The sequence below is a fragment of the Methylotenera sp. E1MeOHC1 genome (genome assembly GCF_058745595.1).
The window spans coordinates 1,401,900-1,424,731 of the sequence record NZ_CP196025.1 but is presented as its reverse complement, the minus strand read 5'-3'; the positions used below and the strand labels follow the sequence as shown (position 1 = coordinate 1,424,731).

Sequence of the window (22,832 nt, the reverse complement as noted above, 5' to 3'; positions counted from 1 at the left end):
GTAAATTGACGTATTTAAAAAACTATTCATTGGTGCAAGCCTCTACCTCTTCGATAGAGGTTAACCCCTGCATCACTTTAAGTACACCAGATCGACGTAAGTCATTAACCCCTTCGATTTTGGCTTGGTCTGCAATGTCGTGCGCAGTGCCATTTTTCATGATGATGCGGCTAATCGCGTCGGTAATAGGCATTACTTGGTAAATACCAACGCGCCCTTTATAACCTGCATTGCATAGCTCACAGCCCTCTGGATTATGGCCATAAAGTTGCCAGCTTTCATTAAAGTCCTCTTCAATAAAGCCTACATTCAGAAGCGCTTCTTTAGGGATATTGATAGGAATCTTACAATGTTTACACAATCGTCGCGCTAAGCGTTGTGCCGTAATCAGCGAGACTGCTGACGCAATATTAAATGGTGCAACTCCCATATTGAGTAGGCGTGTTAATGTAGATGGTGCATCATTAGTATGCAGTGTTGATAGCACCATATGACCAGTGGATGCGGCCTTGATGGCCATGTCCGCAGTTTCTAAGTCGCGAATCTCACCAATCATAATCACATCTGGATCTTGCCGTAAAAATGACTTTAACGCCGCTGCAAACGTCAAACCCTGTTTGTCGTTAACGTTAACTTGGTTGATCCCGGCTAGTGGGATCTCGCATGGATCTTCCGCCGTTGATATGTTCACGTCTGGGCTGTTAAGAATGTTTAAGCACGTATACAGAGATACGGTCTTTCCTGACCCCGTTGGACCTGTTACTAACACTAAGCCATAGGGGCGACTTACTGCGTTGAGCAAACGTTCTTTTTGTATAGGCTCATAACCCAGCGCTTCAATACCAAGGGTGGCGCTAGCTGGGTCAAGAATACGCATTACGATTTTCTCACCATGAATCAGCGGTAGTGTGCTCACCCGGAAATCAATAGTACGTGTTTTAGAGATTACTAGCTTCATACGGCCATCTTGCGGAATACGTTTTTCCGAAATGTCCATGCTCGAAATAACTTTAATGCGAGAGGCTAATTTTTCTTTAATCGCGAGGGGTGGCTGGTTAATTTCTCGCAATGCGCCATCTATACGGTAGCGTACACGATAAAACTTCTCATATGGTTCAAAATGTAAGTCAGATGCGCCCATGTTAATGGCGTCTAGCAGCATTTTATTGAGAAAACGTACGACAGGGGCATCATCAACCTCTGTTTCAACTTGTTCCTCTTCTATAGCATTTGGGTTTTCATCACTAAAGCCAAAATCATCATCATTTCCAATATCTAATGATTTTAGACTGGTGTCTTTAGCTTGAATCACTTTTTCTATCCAGCGTCCAAGCTTATCATCTTCCACAACAATAGGCGAAATGTTCATGCCCATCTGGAATTGGACGCTATCTAATGCGAGGATGTTAGTAGGGTCGGAAATTGCGACATAAAGGACATTGTTACGTGCTTGTAGGCCGATTACACGGTTACCAATAGCGAGTTTGCTATCAATTTGTTTGGCTGGTAGATAATCTGGATTGAAGGAATCTAGATTAAAGTAGGGAAAGCCAAACGCTTTGGCTGAAGCTTCTGCAATACTTAACGCACTGAGTTTTTTGCTTTGAATTAGCTGTGAAATAAATGAGGAATTTGCAGAAGCGGCTTGAGCTTCAACTGCTCTTGCTTCGTCTTCGGAAAGCAGTTTTTCTTGAATTAATGTTCTAGCTAGACCACTTAGTTTGGTTTGTGAAGTTGCAGTTGCCATATTGATTGTCGTGGTTGAATAAGCTTATAAGCAATTACAGTTGGTTAATTCAGACCAATAATGCACTTTACGTTTTTTTTTGTAAAGACTTTACGTCTTTTATCGTGCAAATTCAGCAGTTTTCTAATTAATGAGCCCCAAAACTTGATAGTCTAGTTGGATTGCTTAAATTTATAGTTAGTTAGTCGTTAAAAAACTACTTGACATGCTAGAAAAAGCAACTTATAAATATGCTTAGGTGTTTGAATTCGAGTTTTTTGCAGCGAGCTTTGAATTGAGTTACTGCGACTTTATGTTCTTGAGGCAAACTTTTTGGGGCGCCCCCCTTTGTATTATGTAAGGATGTATGAAATGGCAACAGGTACCGTAAAATGGTTTAATGATTCTAAAGGTTTTGGTTTTATTACGCCTGATGATGGTGGTGATGATTTATTCGCACACTTCTCAGCGATTGTAGAATCTGGTTATAAAAGCCTAAAAGAAGGTCAACGTGTGAGTTTTGATTTAACTGAAGGCCCAAAAGGTAAACAAGCTTCAAATATTCAGAAAGCTTAAGTTTTATCTAAAGCTACATTTGGGTTAGCCTACATCTGGTCCCCAATACTCAAAAGGCTCTTTATGCATTGCTGCATAAAGAGCCTTTTTATACTTAGTGCCAGTGTTAATTACTGCATATTGGCAATAATCTCGTCACCAAATTCTGCCGTACCTACTTGTGTTGCGCCTTCCATTTGTGTAGAGAAGTCGCTAGTGACGCGTTTGCTAATAATTGCATTGGCTACGCCTTTAAGTACTAGGTCGGCAGCTTCTGTCCATCCTATGTGACGCAGCATCATTTCAGCAGAAAGTATCAATGAGCTTGGGTTGGCGATGTTTTTGCCGGCAATTTTTGGTGCGGTGCCATGCGTTGCTTCAAACATCGCAACTGTATCACTTAAGTTGGCGCCAGGGGCAATGCCGATGCCGCCTACCTGTGCCGCTAAGGCGTCACTTACATAGTCACCATTTAAATTGAGGGTGGCCACTACATCGTAATCTTGTGGGTGCAACAAGATTTCCTGTAAGAACGCATCTGCAATGCAGTCTTTGATGATGATGCCATTTGGCAGTTTGCACCATGGGCCGCCATCAATTTCAACCGCGCCAAACTCTTGCTTCGCAACTTCATAACCCCAGTCTCTGAAGCCGCCTTCTGTAAATTTCATGATGTTGCCTTTATGGGCAATGGTCACTGATTTACGGTTGTTATCAATCGCGTACTGAATTGCCTTACGCACTAAGCGTTGGCTGCCGTCGACCGAAACTGGTTTGATGCCAATTGCTGATGACTCAGGGAAGCGGATTTTTTTACGCATGCCCATATCACTCAAAAAGTTGATGACCTTTTCTACTTCATCTGTGCCTGCTGCCCACTCAATACCTGCGTAGATGTCTTCGGTGTTCTCACGGAAAATCACCATGTCGGTTTTTTCAGGGTGTTTTACTGGGCTAGGTACGCCTGTGAAGTATTGCACCGGGCGTAAACATACGTAAAGGTCAAGTTCTTGGCGTAGCGATACATTCAATGAGCGAATGCCGCCGCCTACTGGTGTGGTTAACGGGCCTTTGATTGATATTACATAATCGCGCACAGCTTGCATGGTTTCACTTGGCAACCAAGTGTCTTTACCTTCTTTGTCTTTGCCGTAAACTTTTACTGCTTTTTCACCGGCAAACACTTCCATCCATGAGATTTTTCTTGTGCCACCGTAAGCCTTGTTGACTGCGGTATCTACAACTTTAATCATAGGTGGGGTAATATCAATGCCTATACCATCACCCTCAATAAATGGGATAATCGGATTGTTGGGTACGTTTAGCGTATTGTCTGCATTAACAGAAATTTTTTCGCCTGTGCTAGGTTTGATAATTTTCGAAGTCATTCACAATTTCCTAAGATGATAATTTTATTTAATAAACCATTTAACGTCGTGTGCCAATTTAGCCCGCATGACTCACCGAATCCTGATAACAGGCACGCCACGTTAAAAGACTTTATTCCTATCCCTGATGTATATGCAGCCGGACGTTTAGATACTGATAGTGAAGGTTTGCTTATTTTAACCGATGATGGGGTATTGCAACATCGTTTAAGTCACCCAAAACATAAAGAAATTAAAACTTACTGGGTACAGGTTGAAGGGGCGCCATCTAATGAAGATTTGCAGCCACTAAAAGTAGGTGTGGATTTGGGTGATTTCGTAACACAACCAGCAGAAGTGAGTGTCATGGACGAGCCTGCTGGTTTGTGGCTAAGAACCCCGCCGATTCGTGAGCGCAAGGCCATTCCTACTACATGGCTGCAAATCAAAATCTCTGAAGGTAAAAATCGCCAAGTGCGGCGCATGACTGCGAAAATAGGGTTTCCGACTTTGCGTTTAATCCGGTATGCGATTGGGCGTTACACAATAGACGGCATAGTAAATGGAGAGTACAAGGTGTTAACAGCATGAAGCCAGTAATTATTTTTCGCCACTTTAATAGTGAAGGCCCGGGGTATTTTTCTGACTTTTTAGATGCGCAAGGGATCCCTTGGTGTTTGGTGAAAATTGATGAGGGCGATGCAGTCCCCACTTCAATAGAAGCCTATAGCGGTATAGTGCTAATGGGTGGGCCGATGAGTGTGAATGATGATTTGCCTTGGATACCGCCCGTGCTTGATTTAATTCGGCAGGCTGTGGATGCAGATGTGCCTGTATTAGGGCATTGCTTGGGCGCACAGTTAATGAGCAAAGCTTTGGGCGCAGTGGTGACACAAAATGCGATTAAGGAAATTGGTTGGGGAGAGGTGAATGTCAGTGTCAACAACGCAGCCCAACATTGGTTTGGTGAATTAGAGAGCTTTAATGCATTTCATTGGCATGGTGAAACTTTCAGCTTGCCTGAGGGGGCTGTGCATATTTTGGCAAGCAAATATTGCGAGAATCAAGCATATGCAATTGGCCAAAAACATTTGGCTTTGCAGTGCCATATAGAGATGACCGAGGCGATGGTAAGTGAGTGGTGTGTGGTTGGTGCGGAAGAAGTCGCATCTGCACATAGCAGCCCTGCGGTGCAGGATGTTGAAACCATGCAGCAAACATTGCCGTTGCATTGTTTTTTTCTCAATAAAGTTGCAAATCAGGTGTATACGCAGTGGATTAAAGGCTTGCTTAATTAACATGTTGCTCGGGTATGTTAAAATCACTTAACTTTAATTGAGGTCGTATCATGTCTGGCAATACACTTGGCAAGCTTTTTACCTTTACATCATTTGGTGAGTCGCACGGTGCTGCGATTGGCGGTATCGTCGATGGCTGCCCACCTGGCTTGGCATTGACTGCTGAAGACTTGCAAATTGATTTAGATCGCCGTAAGCCTGGTACCTCACGCCATGTGACACAACGCCAAGAGGCGGACATGGTAGAGATACTGTCTGGTGTGTTTGAAGGTAAAACTACTGGTGCACCGATTGGTTTGCTGATTCGCAATACCGATCAGCGTAGTCAGGATTACAGCAAGATTATGGATACATTCCGCCCAGGGCATGCTGACTATACCTATACGCAAAAATACGGAGTGCGCGATTATCGCGGAGGTGGTCGCTCAAGTGCACGTGAAACAGCTGCACGCGTGGCTGCGGGTGCGATTGCGAAAAAATGGCTAAAACAGCGTTTTGGCGTTTCTGTGCGCGGCTATATGAGCCAATTAGGTGAAATTGATATCCCGTTTGAAAGTTGGGATGTAGTGAATGACAATCCGTTTTTCTCACCTAGTGTCAGCATCTTGCCAACACTTGAGGATTACCTAGATAAAATTCGTGCAGAACGTGATTCTGTGGGCGCACGTATTACTGTTGTGGCGGAACATGTGCCAGTAGGCCTAGGTGAGCCAATTTTTGACCGATTAGATGCTGAAATTGCTTATGCCATGATGAGCATCAATGCGGTAAAAGGCGTGGAAATCGGCGCAGGTTTTTCTAGCATTGCGCAACGTGGCAGCGTGCATTCTGATGAAATGACACCGCAAGGCTTTGTTACTAACCATGCGGGTGGTATTTTGGGCGGTATATCCACTGGGCAAGAAATAAGAGTGAACGTGGCATTAAAGCCTACATCTAGCATTCCACAAGAGCGACGTTCGATTGATAAAAACGGCAATGCGGTGACGATGCAGACCACTGGTCGCCATGACCCTTGTGTTGGCGTGCGTGCGACCCCGATTGTGGAAGCAATGCTGGCAATGGTGTTGATGGATCACGCTCTACGTAATCGCGCTCAAAATGCAGATGTGCAATGCACAACACCTAAAATTATATAAATTAGGTTAAAACCACTCACAATTCAATTTTAAGTAAAAAGTCGGCATCTGCCGACTTTTTTTATCGGTATGATATCCATATGCATACAGACTTACATTATCGGCTTTCTCGCTTTTATTTTATCTACTACTTCTTTGTGGGTGCGTTTGTGCCGTATTGGGGGCTGTATTTAAAATCTGAGCAATTTTCTGCGGCAGATATCGGGGTACTGATGTCTTTATTTCAGATTAGCCGTATTTTTGCGCCAAACTTTTGGGGCTGGTTGGCTGACCATACTGGAAAACGCGCACCATGGATTAGGCTCACCGCCTTTTTAGGGCTGTGTGGCTTTGTTGCAGTGTTTTGGGCGCATGGTTTTTTCTGGATGTTTTTTGTGATGGCCGCGCTGAGTTTGTTTACTAGCTCAACGCTGCCTTTGGCTGAGTCGCTTACATTGGCGCACCTTGCCACGACCAATGGGCACTATAGCCGTATTAGAATGTGGGGTTCGTCAGGGTTTATTGTAGCGGCTGTGGTGCTAGGTTTCTTGATAGATCGTGCTGGCATTGCAAGTTTGCTGTGGTTTTTACTCGCGGTGCAAATCACATTGTTTATACTTACTTATACACTGCCGGAGCCCAAACTCACCGCACATCCGCATGATCACTTTTCTATTTGGCAGGTAGTGCGCCAACCAAATGTGATTGCTTTGCTGGTGGGCTGCTCATTAATGGTGACAGCGCATGGTGTGCTTTATAATTTTTATTCCATCTATTTGAGCGAGCATGGGTATAGTAAAGGGATGATAGGCTTACTATGGGCAGTAGGCGTCATCTGTGAGATTATTATTTTCATGCTGATGCCTAAAATTCTGGCAAGATTTACGTTAAAAACAATCTTGCTGGTGAGTTTGGTGCTGGCGGTGGTTCGCTTTAGCTTGATTGGCGTTGCTGTTGATCATGTGTGGCTATTGATTTTAGCGCAAACTTTGCACGCTGCCACATTTGGCAGCTTTCATGCAGCATCTGTCGAGGTGATTACTCAGTTTTTTAATGGCAGGCACCAAGCAAAAGGTCAGGCTATATATAACAGTGTGGCATATGGGGTGGGCGGCACGGTGGGTGGCGTTGCGGGTGGTTATGCTTTGCAGTATTTGGGCGGTCAGCAAACTTTTATGCTGGCGGCAGTTTTTCCGCTATTAGGTTTGGTCGTTGTGGCACTTGGATTGCGACTTAGTCCGCAACCCACCACTCAACAAGGGATGTTCAAATAATGGTACGAGTAAAATTAAGCCAATGCTTGCTGATGATGTTGTCAATTTTAGCCACACTGTTATCAAGCTATGCGAGCGCAAATACGCGCGTGAATATTGTAGGGTTGTTTAGCAACAAAGCTGTGATGATGATTAATGACGGCAAACCCAAAACCTTGAGTGTAGGGCAAACAGTGGATGGCGTTAAACTGATTGCTGCGGATAGTAGCTCCGCAACCTTGTTGATTGAAGGGAGCACAAAGCAGTTGGGCATGGGGCAGGCAGCATCAGTCGGCGAGGCCTCAGCAACAACAAACAGTAATGCCAGTGTCACGCTGTATGCAAGTGCTGGCGGACATTTTGTCTCACAGTGCAAAATTAATGGCGCACCGCTGAAGTTCTTAATTGATACCGGAGCGACTACCGTTGCGCTCAATAGTGGGGATGCTAAATTCGCTAATATTGATTATAAAAAAGGTGAGCCAGTACTAGTGTCGACCGCAAATGGCGTAGTCACTGCATATCGTATCACCATTGCAAACTTAAAAATTGGCGACATTACGCTTAGTCAGGTCGAGGGCAGTGTCTTGGAAGGTGGTTTTCCTTCGGTTGTATTGATGGGGATGAGCGTGTTGAATCGCATGGAAATTAAGCATCAGGGTAGCACTATGACGCTGACGAAAAAATATTAAGCACAGCGCCGATATGTTTAATTGCTGGTGTTAGCCATTCCCAAGCTATATATGCAGCAATGTTAATACGGATATAAAAAAAGCCACTTTATTAAGTGGCTTTTTATTGAGAGCTAAACGCGCTTATCTTTTTCGATTAAGGCGTATGCTGAATGGTTATGTATAGACTCAAAGTTCTCTGATTCTACCGTGTAAGCCACAATGCGTTTTTCTGCGTTAAGTTGTGCTGCAACGTCACGTACCATATCTTCAACAAACTTAGGATTGTCGTAAGCGCGCTCAGTAACAAATTTTTCATCTGGGCGTTTTAGTAGGCCGTATAGTTCACATGAAGCTTGTTTTTCTACCAGGTTGATAATGTCTTCTATCCATATGAAGTCATTAATCAGCGCCGTTACCGTTACATGTGAGCGCTGGTTGTGCGCACCGTAATTAGAGATCTTTTTGCTACATGGGCATAGGCTAGTCACAGGTACTAGTACTTTTACTGTGATTTCAAAGTTATCCTGATGTATTTCACCGATAAAGGTGACTTCGTAATCTAACAAGCTTTTTACGCCAGAAATTGGCGCCGCTTTGTTTACGAAGTATGGGAAAGTCATTTCAATGTGACCAGATTCCGCTTCAAGGCGTTTTACCATTTCACGTAGAATTGTTTCAAAAGATTCTACAGAAATTGCATGCTCATTCATGTTGAGAATTTCAACAAAACGAGACATGTGAGTACCCTTAAATTGCTGAGGCAGATGCACATACATGTTAAACATTGCAACAGTGTGTTGCTCGCCACCGGTTTTGTCTTTTACAACAACCGGATGGCGGATGGCTTTAATACCAACTTTGTCAATTGCTAGGTGGCGTGTATCAACAGTGTTTTGTACATCTTCAATCGGGTTTTTATGCGTAGTCTGGTCCATGTATAGTTTCTTAAATTTTACAAATATTAGTTGAGTATAACACTAGGTTATTAGCTTCGCAATTGCCGAGGCTATTCCCTTAGCATCTAGACCGCAATCCGCCAGCATAGTTTCGTGAACGCCATGCTCAATAAACTGATCCGGCAAGCCTAGGCTTAGTGTTTTTACTGGGTGTGGCAAGTTTAATTGTATGGCTTGTAATGATTCCATCACGGCGGAGCCAGCGCCGCCCATCACACAATTTTCTTCTATTGTGATAATTGACGTATGTGTGTTCGCAATCTGTGCGATTAGTGCATGGTCTATAGGCTTAACAAAACGCATATTGGCGACGGTGGCATTGACTGCTTCGGCTGCTTCAAGTGCCGGTGCTAGCATAGAGCCAAACGCTAAAATCGCTACCTTTTCACCTTGGCGTTCAATGCTGCCTTTGCCAATTTCAATCGGCTTAAGGTCTGTGTTAACTAGCGCGCCTGTGCCGCTACCTCTAGGGTAACGTACTGCGGCTACACCGTCGTATAGGAAGCCAGTGGTTAGCATTTGGCGGCATTCATTTTCATCGCTAGGGGTCATAATCACGATGTTTGGAATGCAGCGCATGAAGGTTAAATCAAAGCTGCCTGCATGTGTCGGGCCGTCTGCGCCTACTAAGCCTGCGCGGTCTATTGCTAATAGGACGGGCAGGTTTTGCAATGCAATGTCATGAATCAGTTGGTCGTAAGCGCGCTGTAAGAATGTGCTGTAAATGGCAACCACCGGTTTTAATCCATCACAGGCCATGCCTGCCGCAAATGTCAGTGCGTGTTGCTCCGCAATGCCTACATCATAGTAGCGCTCCGGGAAATGGCTGGCAAAGGCATTTAGGCCGGAACCGTCGCACATGGCAGGGGTGATGCCGATGAGTCTCTGGTCAGCCGTTGCCATATCAACAAGCCAATCACCAAAAACCTCGGTGTAAGACTTAGCAGTTTTTGCACTAATGGCGTTGCCGTTAAATGGGTCGAATTTACCTACACCGTGGAACTTGTTAGGGTTCTCTTCAGCAGGTTCAAAGCCTTTACCTTTTTGCGTCACAATGTGTAAAAATTGAGGGCCACTCAGTTGTTTAATGTTGTGCAACGTGTCGATTAAAGCATCTAAGTCGTGACCATCAATCGGCCCGATATAGTTGAAACCAAATTCTTCAAACAATGTGCCAGGGGTGACCATGCCTTTGACATGCTCTTCAGCCCGTTTGGCAAACTCCATCATCGGCGGTAATGCAGATAATACTTTTTTACCGGATTTTCTGACCGTGCCATAGAAGCGGCTGGAGAGTAATTTAGCTAAATAATTGTTTAATGCACCGACATTGTTAGAAATGCTCATGTCGTTGTCATTGAGTACAACTAACAGGTTTGCATCCATGTTGCCAGCATTGTTAAGTGCTTCAAATGCCATGCCGGCAGTCATGGCACCGTCGCCGATAATGGCGACTGAGCGTCGCTCGCTGCCAGCTTGCTGGGCAGCAACTGCCATGCCTAATGCTGCAGAAATCGAGGTGCTAGAATGCCCTGTGCCAAAAGTGTCGTACACACTTTCATTGCGCCTAGGAAAGCCCGCAATACCTTGTGGCTTACGCAGATTTTGCATGTCCTCACGGCGGCCAGTCAATATCTTATGTGGGTAGGTTTGGTGACCAACATCCCACACTAATTTATCGTCTGGAGTGTTAAACACGTAGTGTAATGCAATGGTTAACTCAACTACGCCTAAGTTAGAGGCTAAATGTCCACCGGTTTTGGCTACGCTATCTACCAAAAATAAGCGTAACTCTTGTGCGAGCTGCGTTAACTCCCTGCGCTCCAGTAGTCGCAGTTGTTCGGGGTAGTTAATGGTGTTTAATAGTGGGGTCACGAGTGGTGTTGTTAATTTAAGTGGCGGTTGAGGTTAAAAGCTACGATGTAAAATAAAGCCAGCAAGCTCGCGTAAGCGTTTTGCATCTTCACCAAATGGTATTAAAGCGCTGATAGCTGTTTCGTACAGCTGGTCTGCTAATTTTTTTGCGCGGTCTAAACCTAAGATGGTCACATAGGTAGGTTTGCTGCTATCGGCATCTTTACCCGCAGTTTTCCCTAATGTACTGGTGTCGGCTTCTACATCGAGAATATCATCAACGACTTGGAATGCGAGCCCAATATGTTCTGCGTATACGATAACAGCAGACATTTGCTCAACGGTGCCGCTTGATGCGCCCAATAATGCTGCGGCCTGAATCAGTGCGCCAGTTTTAAGCTTGTGCATGGTTTCAAGCTCACTTTGGGTAAGTGCCTTGCCAATAGAGGCTAGGTCAATCGCTTGCCCGCCAGCCATGCCTAAAGAGCCGGATGCTTTTGCCAGAATGTTCAGCATGGATATTTGCTGATTAGCATTTTCGCAAAGTGTTGGGGTGGAGAGTACATCAAAAGCCAAGCTTTGCAGGGCATCGCCTACCAGTAATGCGGTGGCATCGTCGTATTGCTTATGACAGCTTGGTTTACCGCGGCGTAAGTCATCGTTGTCCATGCAAGGCATATCATCATGTACTAAAGAGTATGCATGAATCATTTCCACTGCGCAGGCCGCAGCATCGGTAATTGTAGTATTTGTCGCGCACAGTTCTGCTGCTGCGTAGCAAAGCAGGGCTCTCACACGCTTGCCGCCACCTAGTAAGCTATAGCGCATGGCATCATGCAGAACTTCTGGTGTAGTTTCCTGGCTAGGCAATGCTTCATCCAGCACGATTTCAATATGGTCTTGCTTGTCTTTTGCCCATATTAAAAAATCAGTCGCTGCGCTGTCTGTCATGTTGGTGTTAGTCATTGGTGTTGAACGGCGCGAGTTGTTGCTGCTCATTAAGTACTTTAACTTGCTGTTCAACATCAGCCAGTGATTGTTGGCAGAATGCTAGTAATAAGTTACCGCGTTTATAAGCTTCTAGTGAGGCATCTAGTTGCATTTGCCCGGATTCCATTTGCGCTACGATGCTTTCTAGCTCGGCAAAAGCTTGTTCGAAGCTGAGTGTAGGTTCCAATGAGCCTTTATCACTAGCTGTCGTATTGGTTTTTGTTTTAGATGCAGGCATCGCGTCCCAAAGGCTAAGATTAATGAATACGCTATTCTACCAAATCTTAAGGCAAAGCTCAGGACAAAACTTGTGTTAGGAAGCTTTCTATATCGATAATTTCTTGTTCACAAAGCGAGTGTGTCATGTTGTATTGATGCCAAGTGACAGAATATTGACAGTTTTGTAGTAAATTGCGAGATTTTTCAGCCATTTCTAACGGGATAATGTCATCAAAAGTACCGTGTGCCATGAAAATTGGCGTATTCATATTGGCTGCATGTGCTTCTTTGCTTAGCAGCGAGTGGAGTGGTACATAGGTGGAAAGCGCCAGTACTCCCGCTAGTTTTTGCGGATAGCGTAATGCGGTATGTAATGCGATTGCTCCGCCTTGTGAAAAACCTGCAAGCAAAATCCTGTCAGAGTTGACTCCTTTGTTAATCTCATTATTAATCAATGAGTTGATGTAACTCTCGCTGGCTTTGATGCCTGCTTCATCCTCTTGCACAACTGGAATGTTGCCATAGATGTCATACCAAGCAGGCATGATGTAACCGTTATTTCTGGTCACCGCCATATCCGGTGCATGTGGTAGTATAAATCGAACATGGCTAAATGCTGTATTCTCTAAAATACGCTGCACAATGGGTTCAAAATCATATCCATCGGCACCAAGGCCATGCAGCCAGATGACGCTGGCATTGATTTTGCTGGGGTTTGATGTGTGTAGGCTTAGTTCTAACGGTTGTTGATAAGTCATAGTGATTGTAGCAATGTACTGATAATCGTAACATTGTACTCAAAACTGCCTGCACATAACCGTATATAAACTGAGCAGCTCATATTAATTAAGGTAATGTCCAAATGGCGCAACTTAAAGTACTTGGTTGTAGTGGTGGTATCGGCGGAGACTACCGCACAACATCGCTGTTGCTAGATCAGGATATCTTGATTGATGCGGGCTCAGGTGTTGGTGATTTGTCGATGGATGAATTACTCAAGATTAGCCACATATTTGTGACTCACTCGCATTTGGATCACATTGCCTTTATCCCGCTCTTATTAGATACCGTCATGGGCATTCGTAGCGAACCTATTACGCTATATGCGACACAGGAAACGCTGGCTATTTTACAGGCACATATTTTTAATTGGAAAATATGGCCAGATTTTAATCAGATTCCGAATAGTGCTGCGCCTTTTCTACGTTATCAGGAAATCAAGCTTGGGCAACCGGTGATGTTAAGGGGGCGTACTATCACTGCGCTACCTGTGCATCATGTAGTGCCCGCTGTTGGTTATCATATTAAAGGTACAAAACACAGTTTGGTTTATACTGGCGATACAACCATCTGTGATGCGCTATGGCATGAGGTGAATCATATTACTCACCTTAAATACTTAATAATAGAAACAGCTTTTAGCAATAGCGAGCTCGAATTGGCAATCTTGTCTAAACACCTGTGTCCATCCATGCTGTTGCAAGAGTTGGAAAAATTAAATGCAGTGCATCTGACAAGTGCGCTTAAAGTGTACATTACGCACTTAAAACCAGGTGAGGATGTGCATATTATGCGTGAAATTGCTGAGGGTAATCCTAGGCTACCCATTACAGCACTAAATCGACATCAGGTTTTTGAGCTGTAATTTGCTTAAATAACACTGGTATCGCCATAAGATTTAGCATCAACTATACCTATCGGTAGGCAATATATGTCACACAACCCTAATTACTTAGATACTTACGCTCAAATGACTACAGCTGTACTTGCATTATTAAACACTTTTGAACCTCTTGCCAAGCTCTCCGCTGGCCGTAAGCGTGAGCTTGCAGGCTTATGCTTTGTGGAGAAGGTAAGTCAAGGGATTGATCCGTTGCGCATGAATATCTCCAATGCAAAACAGGCAGTTTATCTAATTAAAGGTGAATTGGAGCTAAGGTTTCTCAATGATGAGAAGGTGATATTGCGAGGGGATGATACTGCAGCCAGGCATCCCATTGCTTGTGATCAGAACTTGGTTGATAGCATTGCGCGTACTGATATAGAGATTTTGCGTATAGATAATGACCTGTTAGATATCATGATGACATGGGATCAGCTATCTACCGGAGATGATGTGCTAAAAAGTGTGCACAACACCGATGATGGGAAATCTAGCAGAACGCCTGTTGAATGGATGCGTGATACAAGTGTGTTTAGTGTGTCTAAATTACAGTCAGGTGTTTTTAGTAAAGTGCCTGTGGCTAATATTGAAGCAATGTTTCAACGTATGGAGCGTATCAGTACGGTTGCTGGGCAAGTAATTATTCAGCAAGGCGCAGTGGGAGATTACTATTATCTAGTTGAGCGTGGCTCTTTGCTGGTCAGTCGCGCTGATGGCGTTAATGCAGCGCCTGTGGCGGTTGCTGTGTTAAATGAGGGGGATGCGTTTGGGGAAGAGGCGCTAGTTTCAGACAATAAGCGCAATGCTACAGTAACAATGAAAACAGATGGGCAGTTGTTACGACTTAATAAACGTGATTTTGTTGAGTTGCTTAAAGATCCTATGCTCACGCAGATTGGTAGAGAGGCTGCTGAAGCTAAAGTTGCTGACGGCGCAATTTGGGTGGATGCACGATTACCTTCTGAATATCAGTATGACCACATTGATGGTGCGATTAACTTGCCTTTAAATGAGACTCGGCAAAAAATTTCAGACTTAGATCGCAAACTTACTTATGTAGTGTATTGCCAAACGGGGCGTCGTAGTTCGGCGGCGGCATTTATATTGGCGCAACAAGGGTTTGATGTAGTGGTGTTAAACGGAGGTGCTAGGGGGGCTGGTATTTAGTGCAGCTTAAGTATTGAGCATTGCCTAGTTATATTGATGTATATACTAAAAAGCCCATCAAATATTGATGGGCTTTTGTTTGATTAAATTAGTTTATAACTAATTGATCATTTATTAAGGCATTGTGCAGCTACCTGAGTCATATGAGCAGGTAATTGTTTTCGTGCCAGGTGCTGCGGCAGTCATATCGTAGGTACCTGTTAACGCTGCGGCTGCTGTATCAGTTGCTGGTGCTGTAGGGAAAGCTGTTGAGCATGCTTTATTGGTAAGCGTAGGGTACACTGATACGTCACCACTTTGTTTTGATGTGGTAATCGCACGTGCGCCACCTGATGCTTCATCTAAACATGCGTTATTAGCAGCTTTAATTGTATAGTTTTTGTATTGCGGCAATGCTACAGCCGCCAAAATACCGATAATTGCAACTACAATCATCAACTCAATCAAGGTAAAACCTTTTTGTACTTGTTTCATTTTAGTTTCCTTTAGTAAAAATATTTAAGTGTTTTCACACTGTGGTTAAAAGTACTGCTTGGGTTTTAATAAGCAACTGCTGTGCCAGTTGTTTGAGCTTGTTGTATATATTTGTTGAATTTAAAATATTATTAAGTTGAGGTGTGAGGTTTCTAACATATTTTTCAGAGCGGCTATCTTATAACATTTTGTATTTAAACAGATTTAATGGTGTTTCTGTATTTTATTTAAGAATGCTTAATGCGCACATTGCTGCTTTTAGCTTAAAAAATATCTTGATTGCGGTGCTTAATAGGCAATAAAAAAGCGGAATTTATATTCCGCTTTTTTATTGAACTGACAATTTTTTGTATTTTATACCGCTCAAACTGTCAAAAAAGGTCACGTAGCCATTGCATCAGTGACCATTTTGTCGATGCTCCATTTTGAGAGCCGTCGCGGTCACTTACTTTGACGATTCAGCTGCCTTTTTTAGACCAGCTAAACCGGCATCGTAAATGCCGTTGATTGCATTTAATGCAGTTTCATCATCTTGGCCAGCTGGGATAGGTGGATTTAGTTTGTATAAACGGTAGAAACGACCAACCCATTGCACTGTAGACTCGCCTGGGTTCGCGCCCTTTTTAACTACGATGTATGCATTGTAGTCAGTTAAAGGTAAACCGCTTGATACGATTTCATAACGGATTTTCATGTCAGCTTCATCTGCGCTGCGTAGTTTCTCAAGAATCGTGCCACCGTCTTTAAGGGTTAGCGTTCTAAATGTATCTTCGCCTTTTTTCTCTAACTTAGTATTGGTCACTGCTGGGTGCCATTTTTGCATGTTGCCAAAGTCTTTTACTAATGCCCAAACTTTAGCTGGCTCAGCTTTAATAGTTACAGACTTATCAACCTTAAGTGGTGATGGGCCATGTGCAGATGCTGATATAGAAACTAAGCTTGTAGTTAAGCCAAGTGCGATTAACGCTAGGATTTTTTTCATTCACTTTTCTCCAAAGATCTCAATAATGAGAGGAACTGTTCAAAAACAACAATACATTATAAATTAGAATCTGAATTTATGAGAACCCGAATCTGCAATTGTAAAGTGGTTTGTGCTGTATTCAACGCGGTGAATACAGCTTGGTTGACATGTAGGCGAGATTAGCTTGGTTTGTGCATACTTGCAAATCTTGCTAACTGAAACTATGGGCTTAAAATAAATTGACCAAATGCGCGGCTTTTTTCGCCAGTGTTGATTGTTGTTAATAGTTGGTTGGTGTTGGTATCAATCACGCTTACGTTGTTGCTGCCCCAGTTGGCAACATAGGCACGATGGTTTGTATGGTCGATACTGATGCCTTCTGGTGTGCTACCTACGTTGATGGAGGCAATTACTTTGCTATTGGCAATATCCAGTACGGTGACGCTATCGTCTTGCGTGTTTGTGACGTAGAGTGTTTTTTCATCTGCGCTAAATGCAGCGCAGTAGGGGTGATAGCCTACTTTCATGCTTTCTATGCTATTGGTCTCTGTATTAATAATACTGACGGTGTCATCTTGCACGTTGACGCTAGCGACCAGTTTGCCCGAGCTACTTAACGCGATACCAAATGGGTGTTTTCCTACTTGGACTCGACGTTTTACCGTAAGGGTCTCGGTATCAACCACTGCAATGTCATTGCTGTCTCTATTTGTGATGTAGAGGGTTTTATTGTCTGTACTTACTGCCAAGCCAGCAGGTGCTTCGCCTATGCTTAGCTCTCGCACTGTTTTGGCGGTATCTGTACTAATTGCTAATACGCGATTGTTGAACCAGTCTGCCGCGTAGAGTGTTTTCTCGTCAGGTGAGATTGCTAAGCCCACCGGTGAGCCGTTGACTTTGATAGTGTCAATCAAGGAGTTATTGGTGGTGTTAATCACTGAAATGTCTTGGCTCTCAACATTGGAAATATAAGCGCGCTTTAATTTTGTTGCTACCGCAACACCAACAGGTGCTTTGCCCACATGAATCGTACCGGTGACTTGGTTGTTGTGTGTGTTAATCACAGATACCGTATTGGCGCCTTGATTGGTAATGTAAGCATAGTGTCGGCTAGCGCTTAGGTTAGTGCTCACATCCGTTGAGCAAGACAGCATGCTAATAATGAAGCCGCCTAGCGTGATAAATGTGCTGATTTTGGTGAAGTTGTGTTTTTTTGATTTCATTGCTTTTAATATTAATTGTCTATCAGGCAAATGGTTGCTTTCAATAATGCTGGAAATATGAAAAAATTGCATCATATTTTATAACAGTATTATTTAGGCAATTTATGCTATGTTAGATCGTGACGGGTTTCGCCCGAATGTCGGCATTATTTTATGTAATGCCAACAATCAGGTTTTTTGGGGTAAGCGTATCCGTGAGCATGCTTGGCAGTTCCCGCAAGGTGGGATTAACCATGGCGAGAGTCCAGAGCAGGCGATGTATCGTGAGCTGATGGAAGAGGTGGGTTTAAAACCTGAGCATGTCAAGATTTTAGGCCGCACTAAAGATTGGCTGCGCTATGAAGTCCCCACTAGCTGGGTTAAACGTGAGTGGCGTGGTAGTTATCGTGGGCAAAAGCAAATTTGGTATTTGCTACGCTTAATGGGGCGCGACAGTGATGTTTCGCTGAGAGCGACCAGTCATCCTGAGTTTGATGCTTGGCGCTGGAATGACTACTGGGTGCCGCTTGAGGATGTGATTGAGTTCAAGCGCGCGGTGTATGAGGCCGCATTGAACGAGCTTGCGCCAAATTTGTATCATAAGGGCGTGCATAAGTAGTTGCTTCGCGTAGTAAGCTATGTTTTTACTCACATGGTGACGATGCTATCAGTTCACCGCATGTGCCGTCTGGTCGTTACGTGACGGCCTCCGTTAATTAGGCTGGCTCTCTAGTGCTTTATCTAGATAACCAGCCTATGTCTTAATTTCCCATATGCTCGCCAAGTTTGATGGTTTGTGCTGGTTTCCATGCTGGGTTGAACGTGAGGCTGTCTTTTTGAAATAGCATAACGACAGTGGAGCCTAATAAGAATCTCCCCATTTCCTCACCTTGTTTGAGGCTGATATTTTTATCTGCGTAAGACCAGGTTTTGATTGTAGCCAGGCGTGGTGGGTTGATGATGCCGTCAGTTGCATCGTGCCATACTGTTGCCATACTGCCAACAATGGTTGCGCCAACTAACACCATGACAAAGTTTCCGTGTTGTTCTGATGTAAACTCACACACCACACGTTCATTTCGTGCAAATAAGCCGGGTACGCCTTGTGCCGTTACCGGGTTAACCGAGAATAAGTCACCTGGTACGTAAGTCATTTTCTGCAGGCGGCCATCGCATGGCATATGTATGCGGTGATAGTCTTTAGGGCTAAGGTATAGGCACGCAAATAAGCCGTTTTCGTATTGCTTGGCAGTGTCTGTGTCGCCGCCGACTAGCGCGGCAGTAGTGTAGTGGTGACCTTTGGCCTGAAATATCTGGTCTTGCTCAATGTGGCCAAATTGGCTAATTGCGCCATCTACAGGGCAAATAAACTTTACGTCAGCAAGTGGTCTCGCATTTGGTGCTAGGGGGCGCGTGAAAAATGCATTAAAGCTTTGGTATGAGGTGATGTCTGGGTTGGCTGCCTCGCTCATATTGACGTTGTAGCGCTTGATAAACCAGCGAATCACGGCAGTTGTGGTCTTGCCGCCCTTTAGATGGGCTAGCTTTCCGGCAAGCGCAGTAATTGCTTGCTTAGGTAATAGGTATTGTGTGAGTACTGTTATGTTGGTTTGCACGATAATTCCAATGGTCGTTATTTTTATTTTGAACTCAATAAATAGTATGCACAACTTTAAGCGGTGCGTAGGGCGATGATCATCAGTCTACGCATCTCTAATAAAAAAGGGCAAATCGTTAAACGTTTTGCCCTTTTGACTTAATCTAATTTAAGTGAATGTAAATTAGACTTAGTTTTTAGATTGAACCGTCAAATTTTCGATCAATTCTTTGATTGATCAACCAATTTGTTTTTAGCAATCCAAGGCATCATTGCACGTAGTTGACCACCAACTTGTTCAATTGGGTGAGCAGCGTTTAAGCGACGACGTGCAGTCATTTCTGGATAGTTTGTACGGCCTTCCAAGATGAAGCGTTTTGCGTATTCACCGTTTTGGATGTTAGCTAAACACTCTTGCATCGCGTAGCGTGATTCATCGTTAATCACTTTAGGACCAGTTACATACTCACCGTACTCAGCGTTGTTTGAGATTGAGTAGTTCATGTTAGCGATACCGCCTTCGTACATCAAGTCTACAATCAATTTCAACTCGTGCAAGCACTCGAAGTATGCCATTTCAGGTGCGTAACCAGCTTCAACCAATGTCTCGAAACCAGCTTTAACCAATTCAACCGCGCCACCACATAGCACAGCTTGTTCGCCGAACAAGTCAGTTTCTGTTTCTTCACGGAAGTCAGTTTCAATCACGCCGCCTTTAGTGCCGCCGTTTGCAGCTGCGTATGAAAGTGCGATGTCTTTTGCTTTACCTGATTTGTCTTGGTACACAGCGATCAATGAAGGTACGCCGCCGCCTTTTAGGTATTCTGAACGCACTGTGTGGCCTGGGCCTTTAGGAGCGATCATGATTACGTCCAAGTCAGCACGTGGTGTGATTTGGTTGTAGTGAATGTTAAAGCCGTGTGCGAATGCTAGTGCAGCACCTTGTTTTAGGTTTGCAGCAACTTCTGCGTGGAAAATTTCTGGCATTGTTTCGTCAGGCAACAAAAGCATTACAACGTCAGCTTGTTTAGTTGCTTCTGCGATTTCTAATACGTTGTGACCAGCTGCAACAGCTTTAGCCCATGAGCTACCGCCTTTACGTAAACCGATAGTAACGTTTGCACCACTATCTTTTAAGTTTGCAGCATGTGCGTGACCTTGTGAGCCGTAACCAACGATGGTTACTTGTTTGCCTTTGATCAAGCCAAGGTCAGCGTCTTTGTCGTAATAAACTTTCATTTCTTTTCCTCTAAAAATATTGGCCACAGAGAACGCTATGCTCACAGAGAAACTTCATCTGAGATGCTTTCGTTACCACTGCTGCTTTAAAACTACAAACTACATTGTTAAGAAAACTACAATTCAATTATCAAAAAACATGCAATTGGATCAATATTCAATTGCTTACCAGTGCTAACCGCGCTGGGTATGTTTTATGGATATGCTAATTTAAACTTTTAAGATTCGATCGCCACGCCCGATGCCAGATGCGCCTGTGCGCACTGTTTCTAGGATTGCCGCGCCGTCTAAACCTTCAATAAACGCATCTAGCTTATGGCCAGAACCAGTTAGCTCAATCGTAAATGTGCCATCTGCTACGTCAATAATGCGACCGCGGAAAATGTCGCACATACGCTTCATTTCCTCACGGAACGTGCCGGTTGCTTTTACTTTCACCAGCATCAGTTCACGTTCAATAAATTTACCGTCGTTCAAGTCTAGGACTTTAACTACATCTACTAGCTTGTTAAGCTGTTTGATGATTTGTTCAATCACATCATCAGAACCAGAGGTGACAATGGTCATGCGTGACAATGTTGGATCTTCAGTTGGTGCAACTGTTAAAGACTCGATGTTGTAGCCACGTGCTGAAAATAAGCCCGCTACACGTGATAGCGCGCCAGCTTCATTTTCCATTAATAGTGAAACAATATGACGCATTATAAATCCTCCGCCAAGATCATTTCAGACAACCCTTTACCATTAGGAATCATAGGAAATACGTTTTCTTTCTGGTCAGTAATGAAGTCCATAAATACAAAGCGTGATTTCATGTCGAACGCTTCTTTTAATGCGCCTTCAACATCTTCTGGTTTGGTGATTTGCATACCTACGTGGCCGTATGACTCAGCAAGTTTTACAAAGTCAGGCAAGCTTTCCATGTAAGACTCTGAATAGCGGTTCTCATAAAAGAACTCTTGCCATTGACGCACCATACCTAGGTAGCGATTGTTTAATAAAATCACCTTGATTGGCAGACTGTATTGCTTACAAGTTGAAAGCTCTTGAATATTCATTTGAATACTGCCTTCACCTGTCACGCACGCTACTTGTGCGGTTGGGTCTGCAAACTGACAGCCCATGGCGTAAGGTAACCCAACACCCATGGTGCCTAAGCCGCCTGAATTGATCCAGCGACGTGGTTTGTCAAACTTGTAGTATTGCGCCGCCCACATTTGGTGTTGACCAACGTCAGATGTGACATAGGCTTCACCTTTAGTGACTTCCCAAAGTTTTTCAATGACGTACTGTGGCTTAATCAGACCATTGTTATTACTGTAGTCCAGACATAGCTTGCTACGCCAGCTTTCAATCTGCTCCCACCAAGCTTTAAGTGCTGGTGATTGTTTTGGTTTTTCCAGCGCCAGCAATTCGTTCATTTCTGCGAGCACTGACTTAACGTCGCCCACGATAGGCACATGCACTTTTACACGTTTGGAGATAGACGAAGGGTCGATATCTACATGAATAATGGTGCGGTCTTTGCTGTAGAAGTGGTCTGTGTTGCCAATTACGCGGTCATCAAAACGCGCGCCTACGGCTAATAGTACATCACAGTTCTGCATTGCCATGTTTGCTTCATAAGTACCGTGCATGCCAAGCATGCCTAGGAACTGCTTGTCAGTGCTAGGGTAGCCGCCTAAACCCATCAAGGTATTGGTGACTGGAACGCCCAGCGCTCTAACCAGTTTCACTAGTGACTCTGAAGCATCGCCCAATACTAAGCCGCCACCGGTATAAACCATTGGGCGTTCAGCTTCAAGCAGTAACTTAACTGCTTTTTTGATTTGACCACTATGACCCTTGGTCACTGGGTTGTATGAGCGCATTTCTACTGATTCTGGATACACGAAATCAGCATAGTGTGCAGTAATATCTTTTGGAATATCGACAACAACAGGGCCTGGTCGGCCAGTTTTAGCAATATGAAATGCTTTTTTCAATGTGGTAGCGATGTCTTTTACATCTTTAACCAAGAAGTTATGTTTTACGCATGGGCGAGTAACGCCAACCATGTCGACTTCTTGGAACGCATCTAGGCCGATGGCCGGTACTGGTACCTGGCCGCTAATGACGACTAATGGGATGGAGTCCATGTAAGCGGTTGCAATGCCTGTGATAGCATTGGTTGCACCTGGGCCAGATGTAACGAGCGCAACACCGACTTCACCAGTGGCACGTGAAAATGCGTCTGCAGCGTGCACAGCAGCCTGTTCGTGGCGCACAAGAATGTGTTTAAAGTGGCCTTGTTTATAGATTGCATCGTAAATATGCAAAACAGCGCCGCCCGGGTAACCGAACAAAAACTTTACATTTTCTTGCTCTAGGCAACGGATAACAATTTCTGCGCCTGTGATTTGTTGCGGATGAGTAGTCTCTGCCATAAATCTTTTTGATTTGAATAATTTATTTGTAACCCTACACGATAACGGTTTGAGCGTATTTGGTCAAGGACGAATGTGTGAAAGCCTGTA

The 22,832-nt window shown here is 44.1% G+C and carries 23 protein-coding genes; 9 read left to right on the top strand and 14 right to left on the bottom strand.

Annotated elements, in window-relative coordinates; genetic code table 11:
• Window positions 1–22: 22 nt before the first annotated feature.
• Window positions 23–1,747 carry a type IV-A pilus assembly ATPase PilB gene (pilB, locus tag ACSSU7_RS06480; protein ID WP_492515756.1) on the bottom strand — a complete coding sequence of 575 codons (1,725 nt, stop codon included), beginning with the start codon at window positions 1,745–1,747 and terminating at the stop codon, window positions 23–25.
• Between the two features lie 351 nt (window positions 1,748–2,098).
• Here pilB and ACSSU7_RS06475 point away from each other — a divergent pair, with 351 nt between their 5' ends.
• Entirely contained in the window at window positions 2,099–2,302 is a 204-nt protein-coding gene (locus ACSSU7_RS06475) for a cold-shock protein (protein ID WP_015831543.1), read from the top strand.
• Between the two features lie 110 nt (window positions 2,303–2,412).
• On the opposite strand, the gene icd is transcribed toward ACSSU7_RS06475, so the two are convergent.
• Window positions 2,413–3,669 (bottom strand): NADP-dependent isocitrate dehydrogenase, encoded by a 1,257-nt coding sequence (icd, locus tag ACSSU7_RS06470; RefSeq protein ID WP_492515755.1) that lies wholly within the window; start codon window positions 3,667–3,669, stop codon window positions 2,413–2,415.
• Between the two features lie 15 nt (window positions 3,670–3,684).
• Between icd and ACSSU7_RS06465 the strand changes: the two genes are divergently transcribed.
• From ACSSU7_RS06465 to ACSSU7_RS06445, 5 genes are all read left to right on the top strand, one after another.
• Window positions 3,685–4,239 (top strand): pseudouridine synthase, encoded by a 555-nt coding sequence (locus tag ACSSU7_RS06465; protein ID WP_492515754.1) that lies wholly within the window; start codon window positions 3,685–3,687, stop codon window positions 4,237–4,239.
• Window positions 4,236–4,946 carry a type 1 glutamine amidotransferase gene (locus ACSSU7_RS06460; RefSeq protein WP_492515753.1) on the top strand — a complete coding sequence of 237 codons (711 nt, stop codon included), beginning with the start codon at window positions 4,236–4,238 and terminating at the stop codon, window positions 4,944–4,946. Before ACSSU7_RS06465 ends, ACSSU7_RS06460 begins: the two co-directional genes overlap by 4 nt.
• Before the next feature lie 50 nt (window positions 4,947–4,996).
• Complete coding sequence (gene aroC / locus ACSSU7_RS06455) at window positions 4,997–6,085, top strand: chorismate synthase (protein WP_492515752.1); 1,089 nt, start codon at window positions 4,997–4,999, stop codon at window positions 6,083–6,085.
• A gap of 80 nt (window positions 6,086–6,165) precedes the next feature.
• The gene (locus ACSSU7_RS06450; RefSeq protein WP_492515751.1) at window positions 6,166–7,338 is read left to right on the top strand and encodes an MFS transporter; all 1,173 of its coding nucleotides are present in this window, start codon (window positions 6,166–6,168) and stop codon (window positions 7,336–7,338) included.
• Window positions 7,338–8,009, top strand: coding sequence for a retropepsin-like aspartic protease family protein (locus tag ACSSU7_RS06445; RefSeq protein WP_492515750.1), 672 nt, complete (start codon window positions 7,338–7,340; stop codon window positions 8,007–8,009). The genes ACSSU7_RS06450 and ACSSU7_RS06445 overlap by 1 nt, the downstream gene beginning before the upstream one ends.
• Before the next feature lie 113 nt (window positions 8,010–8,122).
• Here ACSSU7_RS06445 and folE2 read toward each other — a convergent pair whose 3' ends face one another.
• Genes folE2 through ACSSU7_RS06420 form a run of 5 tightly spaced genes read right to left on the bottom strand, consistent with a single transcriptional unit; the run spans window position 8,123 to window position 12,768 of the window.
• A complete protein-coding gene (gene folE2, locus ACSSU7_RS06440; protein ID WP_135276135.1) occupies window positions 8,123–8,926 on the bottom strand; it encodes a GTP cyclohydrolase FolE2 in 804 nt (267 codons plus the stop codon).
• Window positions 8,927–8,968: 42 nt separating this feature from the next.
• On the bottom strand, window positions 8,969–10,822 hold the full coding sequence (gene dxs / locus ACSSU7_RS06435; RefSeq protein WP_492515749.1) for a 1-deoxy-D-xylulose-5-phosphate synthase: 1,854 nt from the start codon (window positions 10,820–10,822) through the stop codon (window positions 8,969–8,971).
• Between the two features lie 33 nt (window positions 10,823–10,855).
• The gene (locus tag ACSSU7_RS06430; protein WP_492517769.1) at window positions 10,856–11,767 is read right to left on the bottom strand and encodes a polyprenyl synthetase family protein; all 912 of its coding nucleotides are present in this window, start codon (window positions 11,765–11,767) and stop codon (window positions 10,856–10,858) included.
• Window positions 11,760–12,029 (bottom strand): exodeoxyribonuclease VII small subunit, encoded by a 270-nt coding sequence (locus ACSSU7_RS06425; protein ID WP_492515748.1) that lies wholly within the window; start codon window positions 12,027–12,029, stop codon window positions 11,760–11,762. Before ACSSU7_RS06425 ends, ACSSU7_RS06430 begins: the two co-directional genes overlap by 8 nt.
• Before the next feature lie 58 nt (window positions 12,030–12,087).
• Window positions 12,088–12,768: an alpha/beta hydrolase gene (locus tag ACSSU7_RS06420; protein ID WP_492515747.1), complete on the bottom strand. Its 681-nt coding sequence runs from the start codon at window positions 12,766–12,768 to the stop codon at window positions 12,088–12,090.
• Window positions 12,769–12,872: 104 nt separating this feature from the next.
• Between ACSSU7_RS06420 and ACSSU7_RS06415 the strand changes: the two genes are divergently transcribed.
• Together ACSSU7_RS06415 and ACSSU7_RS06410 are read left to right on the top strand one after the other, a co-directional pair.
• Window positions 12,873–13,655, top strand: a complete 783-nt coding sequence (locus ACSSU7_RS06415) for a 3',5'-cyclic-nucleotide phosphodiesterase (protein WP_492515746.1) — start codon at window positions 12,873–12,875, stop codon at window positions 13,653–13,655.
• Between the two features lie 66 nt (window positions 13,656–13,721).
• Window positions 13,722–14,840, top strand: coding sequence for a cyclic nucleotide-binding domain-containing protein (locus tag ACSSU7_RS06410; RefSeq protein ID WP_492515745.1), 1,119 nt, complete (start codon window positions 13,722–13,724; stop codon window positions 14,838–14,840).
• A gap of 114 nt (window positions 14,841–14,954) precedes the next feature.
• Here ACSSU7_RS06410 and ACSSU7_RS06405 read toward each other — a convergent pair whose 3' ends face one another.
• From ACSSU7_RS06405 to ACSSU7_RS06395, 3 genes are all read right to left on the bottom strand, one after another.
• Complete coding sequence (locus tag ACSSU7_RS06405) at window positions 14,955–15,314, bottom strand: pilin (protein WP_492515744.1); 360 nt, start codon at window positions 15,312–15,314, stop codon at window positions 14,955–14,957.
• 445 nt (window positions 15,315–15,759) lie between these two features.
• Window positions 15,760–16,296, bottom strand: coding sequence for an SRPBCC family protein (locus ACSSU7_RS06400; protein ID WP_492515743.1), 537 nt, complete (start codon window positions 16,294–16,296; stop codon window positions 15,760–15,762).
• A gap of 203 nt (window positions 16,297–16,499) precedes the next feature.
• Window positions 16,500–17,501 carry a YVTN family beta-propeller repeat protein gene (locus ACSSU7_RS06395; RefSeq protein WP_492515742.1) on the bottom strand — a complete coding sequence of 334 codons (1,002 nt, stop codon included), beginning with the start codon at window positions 17,499–17,501 and terminating at the stop codon, window positions 16,500–16,502.
• 109 nt (window positions 17,502–17,610) lie between these two features.
• On the opposite strand from ACSSU7_RS06395, the gene ACSSU7_RS06390 reads away from it, so the two are divergent.
• Window positions 17,611–18,099, top strand: a complete 489-nt coding sequence (locus ACSSU7_RS06390) for an RNA pyrophosphohydrolase (RefSeq protein ID WP_492515741.1) — start codon at window positions 17,611–17,613, stop codon at window positions 18,097–18,099.
• 142 nt (window positions 18,100–18,241) lie between these two features.
• Here ACSSU7_RS06390 and asd read toward each other — a convergent pair whose 3' ends face one another.
• The 4 genes from asd to ACSSU7_RS06370 form a co-directional block, all read right to left on the bottom strand.
• Window positions 18,242–19,096, bottom strand: a complete 855-nt coding sequence (gene asd / locus ACSSU7_RS06385) for an archaetidylserine decarboxylase (RefSeq protein WP_492515740.1) — start codon at window positions 19,094–19,096, stop codon at window positions 18,242–18,244.
• Between the two features lie 203 nt (window positions 19,097–19,299).
• Window positions 19,300–20,316, bottom strand: a complete 1,017-nt coding sequence (gene ilvC, locus ACSSU7_RS06380; protein WP_492515739.1) for a ketol-acid reductoisomerase — start codon at window positions 20,314–20,316, stop codon at window positions 19,300–19,302.
• A 210-nt stretch (window positions 20,317–20,526) separates the two neighbouring features.
• Entirely contained in the window at window positions 20,527–21,018 is a 492-nt protein-coding gene (gene ilvN, locus ACSSU7_RS06375; protein ID WP_135276122.1) for an acetolactate synthase small subunit, read from the bottom strand.
• The gene (locus ACSSU7_RS06370; protein ID WP_492515738.1) at window positions 21,018–22,742 is read right to left on the bottom strand and encodes an acetolactate synthase 3 catalytic subunit; all 1,725 of its coding nucleotides are present in this window, start codon (window positions 22,740–22,742) and stop codon (window positions 21,018–21,020) included. The genes ilvN and ACSSU7_RS06370 overlap by 1 nt, the downstream gene beginning before the upstream one ends.
• Between the last annotated feature and the right edge of the window lie 90 nt (window positions 22,743–22,832).